This is a genomic window from Bradyrhizobium sp. USDA 4510 (assembly GCF_054059095.1).
This window is the reverse complement of record NZ_JBSSBT010000001.1, coordinates 1,771,797-1,785,521: the sequence shown is the minus strand read 5'-3', so window position 1 is coordinate 1,785,521 and position 13,725 is coordinate 1,771,797. Positions and strand designations below refer to the sequence as shown.

Annotated in this window: 11 protein-coding genes; 5 read left to right on the top strand and 6 right to left on the bottom strand. The window is 63.1% G+C overall.

Annotation, left to right across the window (positions count from 1 at the left end):
* Positions 1 to 6: 6 nt before the first annotated feature.
* Positions 7 to 792 (bottom strand): division plane positioning ATPase MipZ, encoded by a 786-nt coding sequence (locus tag ACVMDN_RS07945; RefSeq protein WP_456835376.1) that lies wholly within the window; start codon positions 790 to 792, stop codon positions 7 to 9.
* Between ACVMDN_RS07945 and ACVMDN_RS07940 the strand changes: the two genes are divergently transcribed.
* Positions 791 to 1,027 (top strand): hypothetical protein, encoded by a 237-nt coding sequence (locus ACVMDN_RS07940; protein ID WP_168857948.1) that lies wholly within the window; start codon positions 791 to 793, stop codon positions 1,025 to 1,027. The genes ACVMDN_RS07945 and ACVMDN_RS07940 overlap by 2 nt on opposite strands.
* 6 nt (positions 1,028 to 1,033) lie before the next feature.
* Here ACVMDN_RS07940 and ACVMDN_RS07935 read toward each other — a convergent pair whose 3' ends face one another.
* Positions 1,034 to 1,822: a crotonase/enoyl-CoA hydratase family protein gene (locus ACVMDN_RS07935; protein WP_456835377.1), complete on the bottom strand. Its 789-nt coding sequence runs from the start codon at positions 1,820 to 1,822 to the stop codon at positions 1,034 to 1,036.
* Positions 1,823 to 1,926: 104 nt separating this feature from the next.
* Between ACVMDN_RS07935 and ACVMDN_RS07930 the strand changes: the two genes are divergently transcribed.
* From ACVMDN_RS07930 to ACVMDN_RS07915, 4 genes are all read left to right on the top strand, one after another.
* Complete coding sequence (locus tag ACVMDN_RS07930; RefSeq protein ID WP_057015234.1) at positions 1,927 to 2,496, top strand: TetR/AcrR family transcriptional regulator; 570 nt, start codon at positions 1,927 to 1,929, stop codon at positions 2,494 to 2,496.
* Positions 2,497 to 2,533: 37 nt separating this feature from the next.
* On the top strand, positions 2,534 to 3,292 hold the full coding sequence (locus tag ACVMDN_RS07925) for an SDR family NAD(P)-dependent oxidoreductase (RefSeq protein ID WP_057015277.1): 759 nt from the start codon (positions 2,534 to 2,536) through the stop codon (positions 3,290 to 3,292).
* 109 nt (positions 3,293 to 3,401) lie between these two features.
* Positions 3,402 to 4,325: a glutathione S-transferase family protein gene (locus ACVMDN_RS07920; protein WP_456835378.1), complete on the top strand. Its 924-nt coding sequence runs from the start codon at positions 3,402 to 3,404 to the stop codon at positions 4,323 to 4,325.
* A 212-nt stretch (positions 4,326 to 4,537) separates the two neighbouring features.
* Complete coding sequence (locus ACVMDN_RS07915) at positions 4,538 to 5,572, top strand: LLM class flavin-dependent oxidoreductase (protein WP_456835379.1); 1,035 nt, start codon at positions 4,538 to 4,540, stop codon at positions 5,570 to 5,572.
* Positions 5,573 to 5,714: 142 nt separating this feature from the next.
* On the opposite strand, the gene ltrA (ACVMDN_RS07910) is transcribed toward ACVMDN_RS07915, so the two are convergent.
* The 4 genes from ltrA (ACVMDN_RS07910) to ACVMDN_RS07895 all read right to left on the bottom strand — a co-directional run bounded on the left by ltrA (ACVMDN_RS07910) (position 5,715) and on the right by ACVMDN_RS07895 (position 13,630).
* Positions 5,715 to 7,097, bottom strand: a complete 1,383-nt coding sequence (ltrA, locus tag ACVMDN_RS07910; protein WP_456835857.1) for a group II intron reverse transcriptase/maturase — start codon at positions 7,095 to 7,097, stop codon at positions 5,715 to 5,717.
* A gap of 517 nt (positions 7,098 to 7,614) precedes the next feature.
* Complete coding sequence (gene ltrA, locus ACVMDN_RS07905) at positions 7,615 to 8,991, bottom strand: group II intron reverse transcriptase/maturase (RefSeq protein ID WP_456835305.1); 1,377 nt, start codon at positions 8,989 to 8,991, stop codon at positions 7,615 to 7,617.
* 537 nt (positions 8,992 to 9,528) lie between these two features.
* On the bottom strand, positions 9,529 to 10,911 hold the full coding sequence (ltrA, locus tag ACVMDN_RS07900) for a group II intron reverse transcriptase/maturase (RefSeq protein WP_456835857.1): 1,383 nt from the start codon (positions 10,909 to 10,911) through the stop codon (positions 9,529 to 9,531).
* 1,147 nt (positions 10,912 to 12,058) lie between these two features.
* Positions 12,059 to 13,630 (bottom strand): porin, encoded by a 1,572-nt coding sequence (locus ACVMDN_RS07895; protein WP_456835380.1) that lies wholly within the window; start codon positions 13,628 to 13,630, stop codon positions 12,059 to 12,061.
* Positions 13,631 to 13,725 lie beyond the last annotated feature (95 nt).

Sequence of the window (13,725 nt, the reverse complement as noted above, 5' to 3'; positions counted from 1 at the left end):
GTCGCCTTACGCCGCGTCGCGGCTGGCGTCGGAGGATTCCGGCGGGCGCGCCACCAGATGGCCGAGCATGATGGCAGTCATCAGCCGCTCCATCTCGAGCCGCGCGGTGACATGCGACATGGTCGGCCGGCTACCGAGTGCGAGCTGGCTGACGTCGTCGATCGCCGTCAGTCCGCGCGGATAGAATTCGCGGAAGATCACGCGTTCGGCCAGGCCATCGACCAGGCGGAAATTCAGCGTCTTGGCCAATTCGCTCAAGGCTTCGCCGACCAAGCGCTTGTTGCGTGACCCAAGCGTGGAGAGGCGGTTGCGCAGCACCACCCACTCGAATGCCGGCTGATCGTGTGTGCTGCGCTGGCGCCGCGCCTCCTCCACCATCTTCGAATAGTGGCTGATGCCGGTCACCTTGAACTCGTTCGGATCGACGCTGCCGAGCACGTCGAAATCGAGGAAGCTGTCGTTGAGCGGCGTGATCAACGTGTTCGCCAGCGAATGCGTGAACGTCGTCAGATAGGTGTCATGGCCGGGACAGTCGATGACGACGAAATCGTGCGACCGGCCGAGCCGCTCGACGATCTCGGCAAGCGCGCTGCGCCCGAGCGTCTCGACCTCGCCGCTCCTGCCGCTCACCGTCTCGAAGCACATATGCGCGGGAACGCCGAGATCCAGCGAGGTTTCCCGCGCCCAGTCCTGCCGGTTCTCGACGTAGTGCGTCAGCGACTTCTGCTTGTTATCGAGATCGATGGTAGCGACGCGCTGACCCGCCTTGATCAGCGCGATGGCGATATGCATGGCAATTGTCGACTTGCCCGAGCCGCCCTTGTTATTTCCGACAACTATTACTCGTGCGTTTGTCATGGGAATCCATACCGGACGCTTGAGTGAAAGCAGGACGAAACAGAATTTAATGAATGGATCGAATCTCCCTGATTCGATGAATCTCGACAAGAGTCGCTGCTACATTGTCGTGATCGAAATCAAGAAGCTGCGACATCATTGTCACAGCTTCTTCGAGCACGTATCGTGAACGCAACTAGCGTCCCTGAAACACCGCGGCGCGGCGCTCAACGAACGACTTGATACCCTCGGCCGCATCTGATGTGTTGAGCACACGTTCGCGGATCTGCGGAATGATCGCGATTGCCGCCTGCTCGCCGGCTTCGATGAACTTGCGGCCCGCCTCCTTGGTCACCTGGATTCCAAGCGGCGCATTGCGCGCGATGATCTCCGCGAGCGCCATCGCGCGCTCGACCTGCTGGCCCGCCAGCACGACTTCCTGCACGAGACCGATCCGATGCGCCTCGGCGGCGGTGAACTCGTCGCACAGCAACAGGTGATACATCGCATCGCCCCACCCGGCGCGGCTGATATAGCGGAAATGCGCGCCCGCCAGCGGCGCGATGCCGCGCTTGGCTTCCATCTGGCAGAAGCGGCTGTCGTCCGCGGCGATCACGATATCGCCGGCCAGCATCATCTCGATGCCGACGGTGAACACGATACCCTGCACCGCCGTGACGATCGGCTTCCGGCAGCGCTTCGACAATCCGAACGGGTCGACGTTGCCCTCCGGCAGCGGCTTGCGCGTCGCCGTCGGACCGAAGAATTTCGGCATGTCGAGACCCGCGGTGAAACTGCCGCCGGCGGCGCAGAGCACCCCGACCCAGAGGCCGTCGTCATTGTCGAGCAGCGTCAGCGCGTCGGAAAGCTCAGCCATCATTTCCGGACTGAAGGCATTCTTCTTCGCGGGATTGTCGATGATGATCTTGAGGATGTGGTCGTGCCGCTCGTGGCGGACCCGCCCTTCGCTCGCGCTGCCGGACATCAGTTCCTCCCTGCTTTGTGACTGGATAATTTCTGGATGATGGTTGTCATCCAGATGCATGATGGTCATAATCCAGAAAGAGAGTCAAACAGGGGCGAGGCGAGATGGGCCATTCCCAGGCCGACAAGGCCAGGAGCCGTGAGCGTATTCTGAACGAGGCTGCGACGCAGATCCGCGACAAGGGCCTCGACGCGCTCAGCATCGGCGGCCTGATGCAGCAGGTGAAGCTGACCCATGGCGGTTTCTATGGGCACTTCGCCTCGCGTTCCGACCTGATCGCCGCGGCTCTGGAACAAGCGCTGCACGCAGGCGAAGCGTCGGCTCACGCGGCGCGCGATCCCGACAAGCCGGGCAATATCAACACACTGGTGCGGAGCTATCTCAGCCGCGCCCATCGCGACTCGCCCAAGTCGGGCTGCGCGATCGGCGCGCTGATCTCGGATGTCGGTCGCGCCGATGCGCAGTGCCGCGCGGTGATGGAGCCGCACATCGAATCCTTCATCGCCAAGGTCGCCGAGACGTTCGGCGACGATGACGACGGCAACGCAATCCTCGCGGTGAGTGCGATGGTCGGGGCGCTGGCGATCTCGCGCGTCCTCACCGACCAGAAGCGGTCCGATGCCGTCCTGCGCACCGTGCGCGACAGCATCATCGCGATGGCGTCCGACGAATGATTTCGCCCGCGCCGCGGGCACCTTGATGGAGCAAGCCATGAACGACCGATCCGCCCTCGAGCCGACCGCCGTACAAGGAAGCGTGCTGATTGCCGGCGTCGGCGCGTCGAACGGCCTCGGCGCCGCGATTGCGCGTCGCTTTGCCGCCGGCGGCTATCCCGTCGCGATCGCCGGCCGCAACGCCGACAAGCTCGCCGCGACCGCGGCCGAGCTGGCCGCAAGCGGCGCAACGGTCGCGCATGTGGTCGGCGACGCCTCCACGGCGGCCGACGTCGCGCGCTTCGTCGCGGCGGCCGAGCGGCTCGCACCGCTCGCGATGGCTGTGCACAATGCAGGCTCCAACCGGCCGGCACCGTTTCTGAAGGTCAGCGAGCAGCGCTTCGAGGAGCACTGGCGCGAACACGCGCTCGGCGGTTTCCAGCTGGCACAGGCCGCGATCCCCGCTTTGCTTGCGCGCGGCGGCGGCACGCTGGTCTTTACGGGCGCCAGCGGTTCGCTGCGCGGCAAGGCCAACTACTCACCGTTCGCCGCCGCCAAGGCCGCGCTGCGCGCGCTGGCGCAGAGCGTGGCGCGGGAATTCGGGCCGCAGGGCATCCATGTCGGCCATGTCGTGGTCGATGGCGGGATCGAGGGCGACCGCCTGCTGAACATGCGTCCGCAATTGAAGGACGAGCGCGGGCCGGACGGCATGCTCAACATCGCGGCCATCGCCGACGCCTATTGGGTGCTGCATCACCAGCATCGCAGCGCCTGGACGCTGGAGCTCGACCTGCGGCCGTGGGCGGAGCAGTTCTGAACGCGCTGCGCCGCCCTCCCGCCCGTGAATATAGGTTGCGATCGGCCGGAATCTTGTCAGCTTATGCGGCAAGGTCCGTCGAGATCGCACCCTGTCCCGGGAGAAGGCCATGTCGCAGCCCACGCCGATCCTGCACCATTTCGATCAATCGCCGTTCTCCGAGAAGATCCGCATCATCTTCGGATTCAAGAAGCTCGCCTGGAGCTCGGTGCGGATCTCGCGGATCATGCCGCGGCCGGACCTGATGCCGATGACCGGCGGCTATCGCCGCACGCCGACGATGCAGATCGGCGCCGACATCTATTGTGACACCCAGATCATCATCCGCGAGCTGGAGCGGCGCTACCCGACGCCGACGCTGTTTCCGGCAGGCAATGCCGGCGTGCCCTGGGCGCTCGGCATGTGGGCCGACCGGCCGTTCTTCCAGAACACGGTCAACCTCGTGTTCGGCTTCGTCGGCGACAGGGTCCCGCGGGATTTCATCGAGGATCGCGAGAAGTTGCGCGGCGGCAAGTTCGACGTCGCCGCCATGACCGCGGCGCTGCCGCAGATGCGCGACCAGTTCCGCGCCAATATCGACTGGATCGAGGCGCAACTCGGCGACGGCCGGCCGTGGCTGTTCGGCGAGTTCAGCCTCGCGGACGTCAGCGCCTACATGAACGTGTGGTATGCGCGGCAGAGCCTCGCCACGATGGACGAGATCATGAATTCCTTTCCGCGCGTTGCGGCTTGGGAGGAGCGCATCCGCGCCATCGGCCACGGCACGCGCACCGAGATGTCGTCGGCCGACGCGCTCGAGATCGCGGCGAAGGCGCGGCCGGAGTCGCCCGTGTTCGGCGACCCCAGCGACCCGAACGGTCGCAAGCCCGGCGACGTCGTTGCCGTGATGCCGGATGACTACGGCAAGATCCCGGTGCGTGGCGAGATCGTTTCGCTGTCGGCGCAACACATCGCGATCCGCCGGTCGGATGAGCGCGTCGGCGAGGTTGTGGTGCATTTCCCGCGCGCCGGCTTCCTGGTGGTCCCGGGCTGATTGCCGCGGGCTGCTCTATATCGGGCCTGGAAACGCTGCGTTTCGCGGCGTGACCTTGCCGGCCCGCTGAACCGGCAATAGCTCCCCGTTATCTCCAACCCAAGGCTCCACAGCGCAGGCTTGCGGATCGATCCGCAGCAACCCGGCCTTTCGGCCTGCGTGCGATGGGTGGCCCGTGGCGGATCTCCGCCACGCCGACAACCGGACTGACCATGACGACCTCCGTCGAATTCGGGCTTGATACGTTTGGCGACGTCACCAACGACGCCGCCGGCACGCCGCTGCCCCATGCCCAGGTGATCCGCAACGTCGTCGACGAAGCGGTGCTGGCCGATCAGCTCGGGATCGATTTCATCGGGCTCGGCGAGCACCACCGCGCCGATTTTGTGATCTCCTCGCCCGAGACCGTGCTGGCGGCAATCGCGGCACGCACCCAAAACATCCGCCTCGGCTCGGCGGTGACCGTGCTGAGCTCGGACGATCCGATCCGCGTCTTCCAGCGCTTCGCCACGGTCGACGCGGTCTCGAACGGCCGCGCCGAGGTGATCCTCGGCCGCGGCTCCTTCACCGAGTCGTTCCCGCTGTTCGGCTTTGACCTCAGGCAATACAACGAGCTGTTCGAGGAGAAGCTCGATCTGTTCACCGAACTGCTCAAGCAGGAGCCGGTGACCTGGCAGGGCAAGCTGCGGCCACCGCTCAAGAACCAGTCGGTCTATCCACCGGTCGAGCACGGCCGGCTGAAGACCTGGATCGGCGTCGGCGGCAGTCCCGAATCGGTGGTGCGCGCGGCGCATTACGACCTGCCGCTGATGCTTGCCATCATCGGCGGCGATCCCAAGCGCTTTGCACCTTATGTCGACCTGCACCAGCGGGCCTACCAGCAGTTCGGCCGCGAACCGAAGCCGATCGGCGTGCACTCGCCGGGCTATGTCGCCGAGACGGACGCGCAGGCACGCGAGGAGCTGTGGCCGGACTACAAGGTCATGCGCGACCGTATCGGCAAGGAGCGCGGCTGGCCGCCGATGGGCCGCGACGAGTTCGTGGCCGAGGCCGAGCACGGCTCGCTCTATGTCGGCGCGCCGGAAACCGTTGCTCGCAAGATCGCGGCGACCGTCAAGGCGCTCGGCGCGGCGCGCTTCCAGCTGAAATACTCGGCGGGCCCGCTGCCGCACGACAAGCTGATGAAGAGCATCGAGCTCTATGGCCGCGAGGTGGCGCCGATGGTGCGCGAGATGCTGGCCGCGTGACGCGCCAGAACCGGCATGACAATCGGGATAGGGGGAAGCCTCGCGGCTTCTCCCACCGGGTCACCGGAGGCGGTCGCCCGCCCCCGGTTCCCACAGAACGTGGCGTGCGGATTTCCCGCACCGACGCTCTTCGACAGTTGGTTCACAGCACTGCAAGCGCTTGCAGCTCCCGATAAGGGAGGCGCAGCTTAGGCTTCAGCAACGGTGTCCGTTCTTTGATTTGGTTGAAGGCGTCCCAAGTGAGGCGTCGGCCTGCCCAGCTGCGGCTGCGCAGCATTCCGCGCCAGTAACGCTCCACGGCCCGATAGACTTTTACGAGGCTCCGGAGATTTCCGGCGACGCCGTAATAGCCATAGTGGCCGCGCAGGACGAGGTTGATTTCATCGGCCTGGTCACTGATCTTGTAATGCCGTATTTGCCGCATCAGCTCCTGCAGAGACATAAGGCTGCGCTTTAGCCGAGATTTCTCGGTGCGCATCCCAACCTTGAAGTTGCCTTTTTGGTTTCGCGTGCAATAGAGCGTCAGCCCCAGAAAGTAGATTGTTTCCGGGCGGTTTCTGCCGCGTTTGCCCGCATGTCTTTGCGCGAACCGACCAAACTCGACCAACTTGGTCTTGGTCGGCTCTAGAGTGAGGCCGAACTTCCCCAACCGAAGACGCAAGGCCTCCTGTACGCGGGTGGCGTCCGATCGATATTGGAAGCAGATCACAAAGTCGTCGATATAGCGCACCAGTCGGGCTTCGCCCCGCAACCGACCCTTCACCACGCGTTCGAACCAGAGGTCGAGAACGTAATGAAGGTAGAGGTTGCTCAAAAGCACACTGATCGATCCGCCTTGTGGCGTTCCTTGTTCGCTCGGGTGCACCGCTCCGTCTTCCAGGATGCCCGCTTTCAACCAGCGCCGGATCAAGCTGATCAGGCGCGGATCACCGACTCGATGTTCGACAAACCGGAGGACCCGATCATGATCGAGACTCCCGAAGAAGTTCTTCAAATCCGCCTCCAACACCCAGCTGATCATGCCGCCGGCGATCACCTCATTGAGGGTCGCCAAGGCATGATGGGCGCTGAGCTTCGGCCTGCCGCCGAACGAGCAGGGTAAGAAGTCCTGCTCGTAAATAGCGGCCAGCACCTCAGCCGTGCTGCGCTGGAGCGCCCGGTCGGCGACAGTTGGAACCCCGAGGGGGCGCTTCTCCGTCTTACCGGGCTTGGGGATATAGACCCGCCGAATGTTCGGCGCCCGATATCCCTGGCGATGGATGGATTGGAGCATTGGCCCTATCCAGTCCTCGAAGCTCTCCTTCGCCGCCTCCACCGTCTGTCCGTCCACCCCGGCGGCGGAGCGCTTCGGAATCTGTAATAGATTCTTTTGCACTCGGTCGCGCGTGATGTGATGGGCCAACGAGGTGAAGCGAAGATTTGTCTCGCGCCGAGCTTTCACTGCTATTTGTTCAAGTTTCGTTTCCATGGTCAGCTGATCTTCTCTTTGCATAGAAGGCCGTAACTCCCGTTGAATGGAGCCCATGTCGCCCAAGAACAATTCAACTACCGCTGACCGCTTCCCCATGTGGCCGGCTCTCCCGTCCTCGGAGTACTATCGGTCAGTCTGACTTCCACCCGGTCGTCAGACCCTTCTCACCTCAGCGGCTTGGCAGGTCTTACAAGCTTGCGCTTGAACCGGATGGATCTCCCTTGTTCACGCTGCTTCCTTTGATTGCATGCTGGCGGTACGAACCCCGGGAGCACCTCTGACCGCTCGCGTTGTCGCGGCCTGCGGTTCCGCCTTCCCCTTTGAGAGACAGGGTCGGCTACTCCGATCACGTTCGATTTCGGGGCTATTTTCCCGTTCACTTCATTCCGGCCTACAACCTCCCTGTCTACGCTTCGCAACGGCCGTTACCGGACGCCACGCAAGACTCGGTTCGCGGCTGCTCGCTAGGCTTTGCCGCGGCCGTCATCTCAGACGGCAGACTTCAACGCGCTTGCAAGGCGCAACTCCCACACCACCGGACATACGGGTCCGTATCCGGCGGTTCGGTGGATTATGCGGGCTGCTGTGCCGCGACGGAAGCCAAGCCGAGTGCCCTGAAGAACGCGATTGGCATGGCGATGGTGAGCGCGGGGCTGTTCGCGAGCCGCCAAGGGCCATGCGGGCTGCCGGCGGTTTGTGCCGCCAGATCCCGGCCGACGCCGCAGCGTCGCAGCTCGGCAAAGCGAGTGTCACCGCGCTTCCATTGTTTCCAGGCGATGGCGCGCAACCGCCGCCTGAGCCATTCGTCAAGTGTGCGCAACACCGACGGGGTTTGGCAGATGCCGAAGTAGCCGCGCCATCCGATCAGATAGCGCGATAGTTCCTTGGCAATCTGCGCGAGGCTTCGGCCGCAGGTGCGTCGTGTCAGTCCTCGGACCTTCGCCTTGAAGCGGGCAAGTGCCTGCGGCGCGATGCGCCGACGCGGTTCTTTCCCACCGATAAAGCTGAAGCCCAAGAACTTGCGAACGCTCGGTTTGGCGACCGCGCTCTTGGCTTTGTTGACCTTGAGCTTGAGGCGCTTTTCGAGGAACCGTTCGATGCCCGCCAGCACCCGCTCGCCCGCCTTCCGACTGCGCACATAGATGTTGCAGTCATCGGCGTAGCGCACGAAGCGATGGCCGCGTCTTTCCAGTTCCCTGTCCAGCACATCCAGCATCAGGTTCGACAATAGCGGCGAGAGCGGACCGCCCTGCGGCGTACCCTCTTCCGTCGGACTGACCAGCCCTCTCTCCAGCACACCCGCATTCAGGAATCCGCGGATCAGCTTCAGGAGGCGCTTGTCAGTCACCCGCTTGGCAACGAGCCTCATCAGGATGTCGTGGTTGACCCGGTCGAAGAACTTCTCCAGGTCGATGTCCACCACGAAGCTGCGGCCGGCCGCAATGTACGTCTGCGCCCGTTCCACCGCCTGATGCGCCGAGCGCCCCGGCCGGAAGCCGAAGCTGGTCTCGGAGAACGTCCCGTCCCAATCCGCCTGCAGCACCTGCATCACCGCCTGCTGGATCAAGCGGTCGAGCACCGTCGGGATGCCGAGCGGCCGCAGGCCGCCCGACGTCTTCGGTATCTCCACCCGCCGCACCGGCTGCGGCTTGTAGGTGCCCTCAAGCAACTGGGCTCGGATCGCTAGCCAGTGCTCCTTCAGGTGGGCCGGCAACTCATCGACGGTCATCCCATCGACGCCCGCCGCGCCCTTGTTGCGCGTCACTTGCGCCAACGCCGTCTTCAGGTTCTCACGCTCGATTACCGCTTCCATCGACGGCCCTGCGGCCGCCGGGCGTTCGAGGGCGGTGGCCGCCGCGCGCGCTTCGGACTCTTGGGCGGCGGCGTTCGGGGCTTCACCCTTCGCTCCGGTGCCCAAGTTCAGCTCGACCTGATTCTTCTGCCGCATGGCTCGCGCGAGATCACCGTTCTACTGGCCACTTCCACCGTTTGGGCCTTCGACGGCACGCCACCGCCTACTATGCCCGCTGCTGACTTCTGCGCTGCGGTCAAGTCGCCTTACGACGACCTCAGTCCCGTTACCGGGACACAGCACAGACCTCCCGAGGTAAGACCGACCGCCTTCACCGCACGCTCGCCGGATTTACCACCCCGACCCTTGATGACTATGGACTTCGCGATCACATGCTCGCTCGTCCGGCCGGGTAGGCCTCGTTATCCGGTAATTGTCCATCGAGCCGCGGCTTTGCTCCACGCTGTCTTCAGACCCCACCTCGCGATGACGCCCTTGCGCTTCGCTAATCCTTCGCCGTCATCAGGCTGGATAGAGGACTTCCACCTCCAAGCTGTCGTTCATACTCGGCACAATCGGGATAGGGGGAGTCTCGCGACTCTCCCACCGGGTCACCGGAGGCGGTCGCCCGCCCCCGGTTCCCACAGAACGTGGCGTGCGGATTTCCCGCACCGACGCTCTTCGACAGTTGGTTCACAGCACTGCAAGCGCTTGCAGCTCCCGATAAGGGAGGCGCAGCTTAGGCTTCAGCAACGGTGTCCGTTCTTTGATTTGGTTGAAGGCGTCCCAAGTGAGGCGTCGGCCTGCCCAGCTGCGGCTGCGCAGCATTCCGCGCCAGTAACGCTCCACGGCCCGATAGACTTTTACGAGGCTCCGGAGATTTCCGGCGACGCCGTAATAGCCATAGTGGCCGCGCAGGACGAGGTTGATTTCATCGGCCTGGTCACTGATCTTGTAATGCCGTATTTGCCGCATCAGCTCCTGCAGAGACATAAGGCTGCGCTTTAGCCGAGATTTCTCGGTGCGCATCCCAACCTTGAAGTTGCCTTTTTGGTTTCGCGTGCAATAGAGCGTCAGCCCCAGAAAGTAGATTGTTTCCGGGCGGTTTCTGCCGCGTTTGCCCGCATGTCTTTGCGCGAACCGACCAAACTCGACCAACTTGGTCTTGGTCGGCTCTAGAGTGAGGCCGAACTTCCCCAACCGAAGACGCAAGGCCTCCTGTACGCGGGTGGCGTCCGATCGATATTGGAAGCAGATCACAAAGTCGTCGATATAGCGCACCAGTCGGGCTTCGCCCCGCAACCGACCCTTCACCACGCGTTCGAACCAGAGGTCGAGAACGTAATGAAGGTAGAGGTTGCTCAAAAGCACACTGATCGATCCGCCTTGTGGCGTTCCTTGTTCGCTCGGGTGCACCGCTCCGTCTTCCAGGATGCCCGCTTTCAACCAGCGCCGGATCAAGCTGATCAGGCGCGGATCACCGACTCGATGTTCGACAAACCGGAGGACCCGATCATGATCGAGACTCCCGAAGAAGTTCTTCAAATCCGCCTCCAACACCCAGCTGATCATGCCGCCGGCGATCACCTCATTGAGGGTCGCCAAGGCATGATGGGCGCTGAGCTTCGGCCTGCCGCCGAACGAGCAGGGTAAGAAGTCCTGCTCGTAAATAGCGGCCAGCACCTCAGCCGTGCTGCGCTGGAGCGCCCGGTCGGCGACAGTTGGAACCCCGAGGGGGCGCTTCTCCGTCTTACCGGGCTTGGGGATATAGACCCGCCGAATGTTCGGCGCCCGATATCCCTGGCGATGGATGGATTGGAGCATTGGCCCTATCCAGTCCTCGAAGCTCTCCTTCGCCGCCTCCACCGTCTGTCCGTCCACCCCGGCGGCGGAGCGCTTCGGAATCTGTAATAGATTCTTTTGCACTCGGTCGCGCGTGATGTGATGGGCCAACGAGGTGAAGCGAAGATTTGTCTCGCGCCGAGCTTTCACTGCTATTTGTTCAAGTTTCGTTTCCATGGTCAGCTGATCTTCTCTTTGCATAGAAGGCCGTAACTCCCGTTGAATGGAGCCCATGTCGCCCAAGAACAATTCAACTACCGCTGACCGCTTCCCCATGTGGCCGGCTCTCCCGTCCTCGGAGTACTATCGGTCAGTCTGACTTCCACCCGGTCGTCAGACCCTTCTCACCTCAGCGGCTTGGCAGGTCTTACAAGCTTGCGCTTGAACCGGATGGATCTCCCTTGTTCACGCTGCTTCCTTTGATTGCATGCTGGCGGTACGAACCCCGGGAGCACCTCTGACCGCTCGCGTTGTCGCGGCCTGCGGTTCCGCCTTCCCCTTTGAGAGACAGGGTCGGCTACTCCGATCACGTTCGATTTCGGGGCTATTTTCCCGTTCACTTCATTCCGGCCTACAACCTCCCTGTCTACGCTTCGCAACGGCCGTTACCGGACGCCACGCAAGACTCGGTTCGCGGCTGCTCGCTAGGCTTTGCCGCGGCCGTCATCTCAGACGGCAGACTTCAACGCGCTTGCAAGGCGCAACTCCCACACCACCGTACATACGGGTCCGTATACGGCGGTTCACCGGATTAAGCGCGAACGGTTTGTTTTGCGTCCGCGCCAGAGGCTCAGATAGTGGTCTCCGTCGTGTCGGCTTCGGCCCCTTTGAGCGGCGCCGTCCGGGCTTCACCCTTTCCCGCCGCTCCAAAGGCCAGTGACCTGGATTTCAGCCGCATGGCCGGCTCGAGGCTTCCACATCCAAACGTCTTTCCAGCGTTCGGGCCTTCAGCGAAACTCGTTCCGCCTACTATGCCGTCTGCTGACTTCTCCGTCGCGATCACGGACCTTGCGGCCCGCTCAGTCCGGTCGCCCGGACACGCCGAAGATCTCCCGAGGTAAGTTCGACCGCCTTCCCTGCACGCCCGCCGGATTTACCACCCCAACCCTTGATGACTGTGGACTTTGCGATCATTGGCTCGCTCGTCCGGTTGGGTAGGCCTCGTTATCCGGTTTTTGTCCATCGGGCCGCAGGTTTGCTCCACGCTTCCTTCAGACCCCACCTCGCGATGACGCCCTTGCGCTTCGCTAACCCTTCGCCGCCATCAGGCTGGGTAAAGGACTTCCACCTCCAAGCTGTCGAACATGCTCGGCACACCAAGCAAAACCCCCGGCGCTTTCGCACCGGGGGCTCTGTTAGATCACAGTCAGATCAACCGGCATTACCAGTTGCGCTGAGCGCGGAGCAGCAACATGTAGGTGTTCTGGTCCTTCAGCTCGTAGACCGCGGCCGGCTTGCCAATCGCGGCGCTGCCGGGGAAAGCGACCGTACCAGCGAAGCTCTGGTCCAGACGGGTGTAGGTGAAGTCGGCCGAGAAGGTCAGGTTCTTCACCGGGGTCCACTGGGTCTGCGTGCCGAGCTGCGCGATGCTGTAGTCGGGGTTGCAGGACGTCAGAGCCGAACCAGCACCGAAGAAGTTGCTGAGCGAGCCACCCACGCCGTTGCCGGCCGGACCGCAGATGTAGCCCTTGGCCGTGCTGTTGTAGTTAACCTGGGCCCAGGCACCGTAGATGCTGGTGTTCCAGTTCGGGTTCCAGTTGTGCACGTAGGCACCGCGGAAGCCGTAGGTCGTGATCAGCTGCTGCTGACCGCCGGTCACGAAGATCGAGTCCGGCGCGATGCCGAAGCCGATGCTCTGATAGGCGCCCGGAACGTTGGTTCCGCCGAAGATGGTGTTGCCACCAGCCGAACCGGCGAGGTCCTGGATGTTGTAGCGGGTTGCACCGTTGGTGTAGACACCCTGCAAGTTGATGGTGTCGCCAGGTCCGGTCGGGATGTTCTTGATCGACAAGGCCAACGCACCGGCCCAGCCCCACTTGTCGTCCGGGTGACCGGTCAACTCGGTGCCGCCGTAGTAGGCCGCGTGGTTGTTATGCGCGGCGAACGATGCCTGGAACAGACCCCAGGCCTGATCGACGCGCAGCATCGCGACGAGATCCGGAGCGATCGTGCCGGCGTAGTCGCTGATACCGAACACGTTGGTGTTGCCGGGAACGCCGAAGGTGACCGGCGCGCCGAGGTTGACCACGCCAGCCTGATAGTAAGCCGTCTGGTCCTGAGCCGACAAAGACAGCGACACGCCGTTGCCGAACTGCGCGGTGTAGGTGAACTGGTTCACACCAGTGATCGTGCCGCCGCCGCCGACGAGACCGTCGTAGCTGTTGCCCGGGTAGTTGGCCCACGGAGCCGAGAACTGCGAGACCGCCTTACCGATGGTGAAGCCGGCGAACTGAATGAATGCGTAGTAGACACCGACCGTACCAGCGGCGACGTTACCAGAGCCGGCATTGTTCGGAGCCGCAGACGTACCGATCGGCGAGTAAACGGTCGAGCCGTTGCCCAGACCGGCATAGTTGTCTGTCGTCCAGGAGAACGTCGCATCGAAGAAGGTGCGGACCACGCCGTATTCGGTCGCGGTGCGCGTATCGATGTTCAGATCTTCACGCGAACGCCAGGTGTAGCCGTTGGTGAAGCGGTTGTTCGCACCACCAGCACCCGAGGTGTTGCCGGTGTGGTCCGAGTTGGTGTTCGCCAGAACGTCGACGCGCAGGTAGCCGCCCAGCTTGATACAAGTGTCGGTGCCCGGGATGTAGTAGAAACCGGGACCATACAGGGAGCAAACCTTCACGTACTCGACCGCTTTGGCCTTGACGGGAAGATCGGCCGCCTGAGCTCCGCCGACCGCGACGAGAGCCGCCGCCGAGCCGAGGATAAGGCTCTTAACCATCTTCATGTTAAACCTCCAAGTTGCTCTATCTCAGGGAAGGTTCCGGATCCGCCGGGTAAAACACCCTCAGGTTGGTTCCCTTGTCCCTTAAATCCCCGCTT

Coding starts and splice junctions, on each gene's coding strand:
- ACVMDN_RS07940 (WP_168857948.1), top strand. CDS start 791: ATGGCAATTGTCGACTTGCCCGAGCCGCCCTTGTTATTTCCGACAACT.
- ACVMDN_RS07945 (WP_456835376.1), bottom strand. CDS start 792: ATGCATATCGCCATCGCGCTGATCAAGGCGGGTCAGCGCGTCGCTACC.
- ACVMDN_RS07935 (WP_456835377.1), bottom strand. CDS start 1,822: ATGTCCGGCAGCGCGAGCGAAGGGCGGGTCCGCCACGAGCGGCACGAC.
- ACVMDN_RS07930 (WP_057015234.1), top strand. CDS start 1,927: ATGGGCCATTCCCAGGCCGACAAGGCCAGGAGCCGTGAGCGTATTCTG.
- ACVMDN_RS07925 (WP_057015277.1), top strand. CDS start 2,534: ATGAACGACCGATCCGCCCTCGAGCCGACCGCCGTACAAGGAAGCGTG.
- ACVMDN_RS07920 (WP_456835378.1), top strand. CDS start 3,402: ATGTCGCAGCCCACGCCGATCCTGCACCATTTCGATCAATCGCCGTTC.
- ACVMDN_RS07915 (WP_456835379.1), top strand. CDS start 4,538: ATGACGACCTCCGTCGAATTCGGGCTTGATACGTTTGGCGACGTCACC.
- ltrA (WP_456835857.1), bottom strand. CDS start 7,097: ATGGGCTCCATTCAACGGGAGTTACGGCCTTCTATGCAAAGAGAAGAT.
- ltrA (WP_456835305.1), bottom strand. CDS start 8,991: ATGCGGCAGAAGAATCAGGTCGAGCTGAACTTGGGCACCGGAGCGAAG.
- ltrA (WP_456835857.1), bottom strand. CDS start 10,911: ATGGGCTCCATTCAACGGGAGTTACGGCCTTCTATGCAAAGAGAAGAT.
- ACVMDN_RS07895 (WP_456835380.1), bottom strand. CDS start 13,630: ATGAAGATGGTTAAGAGCCTTATCCTCGGCTCGGCGGCGGCTCTCGTC.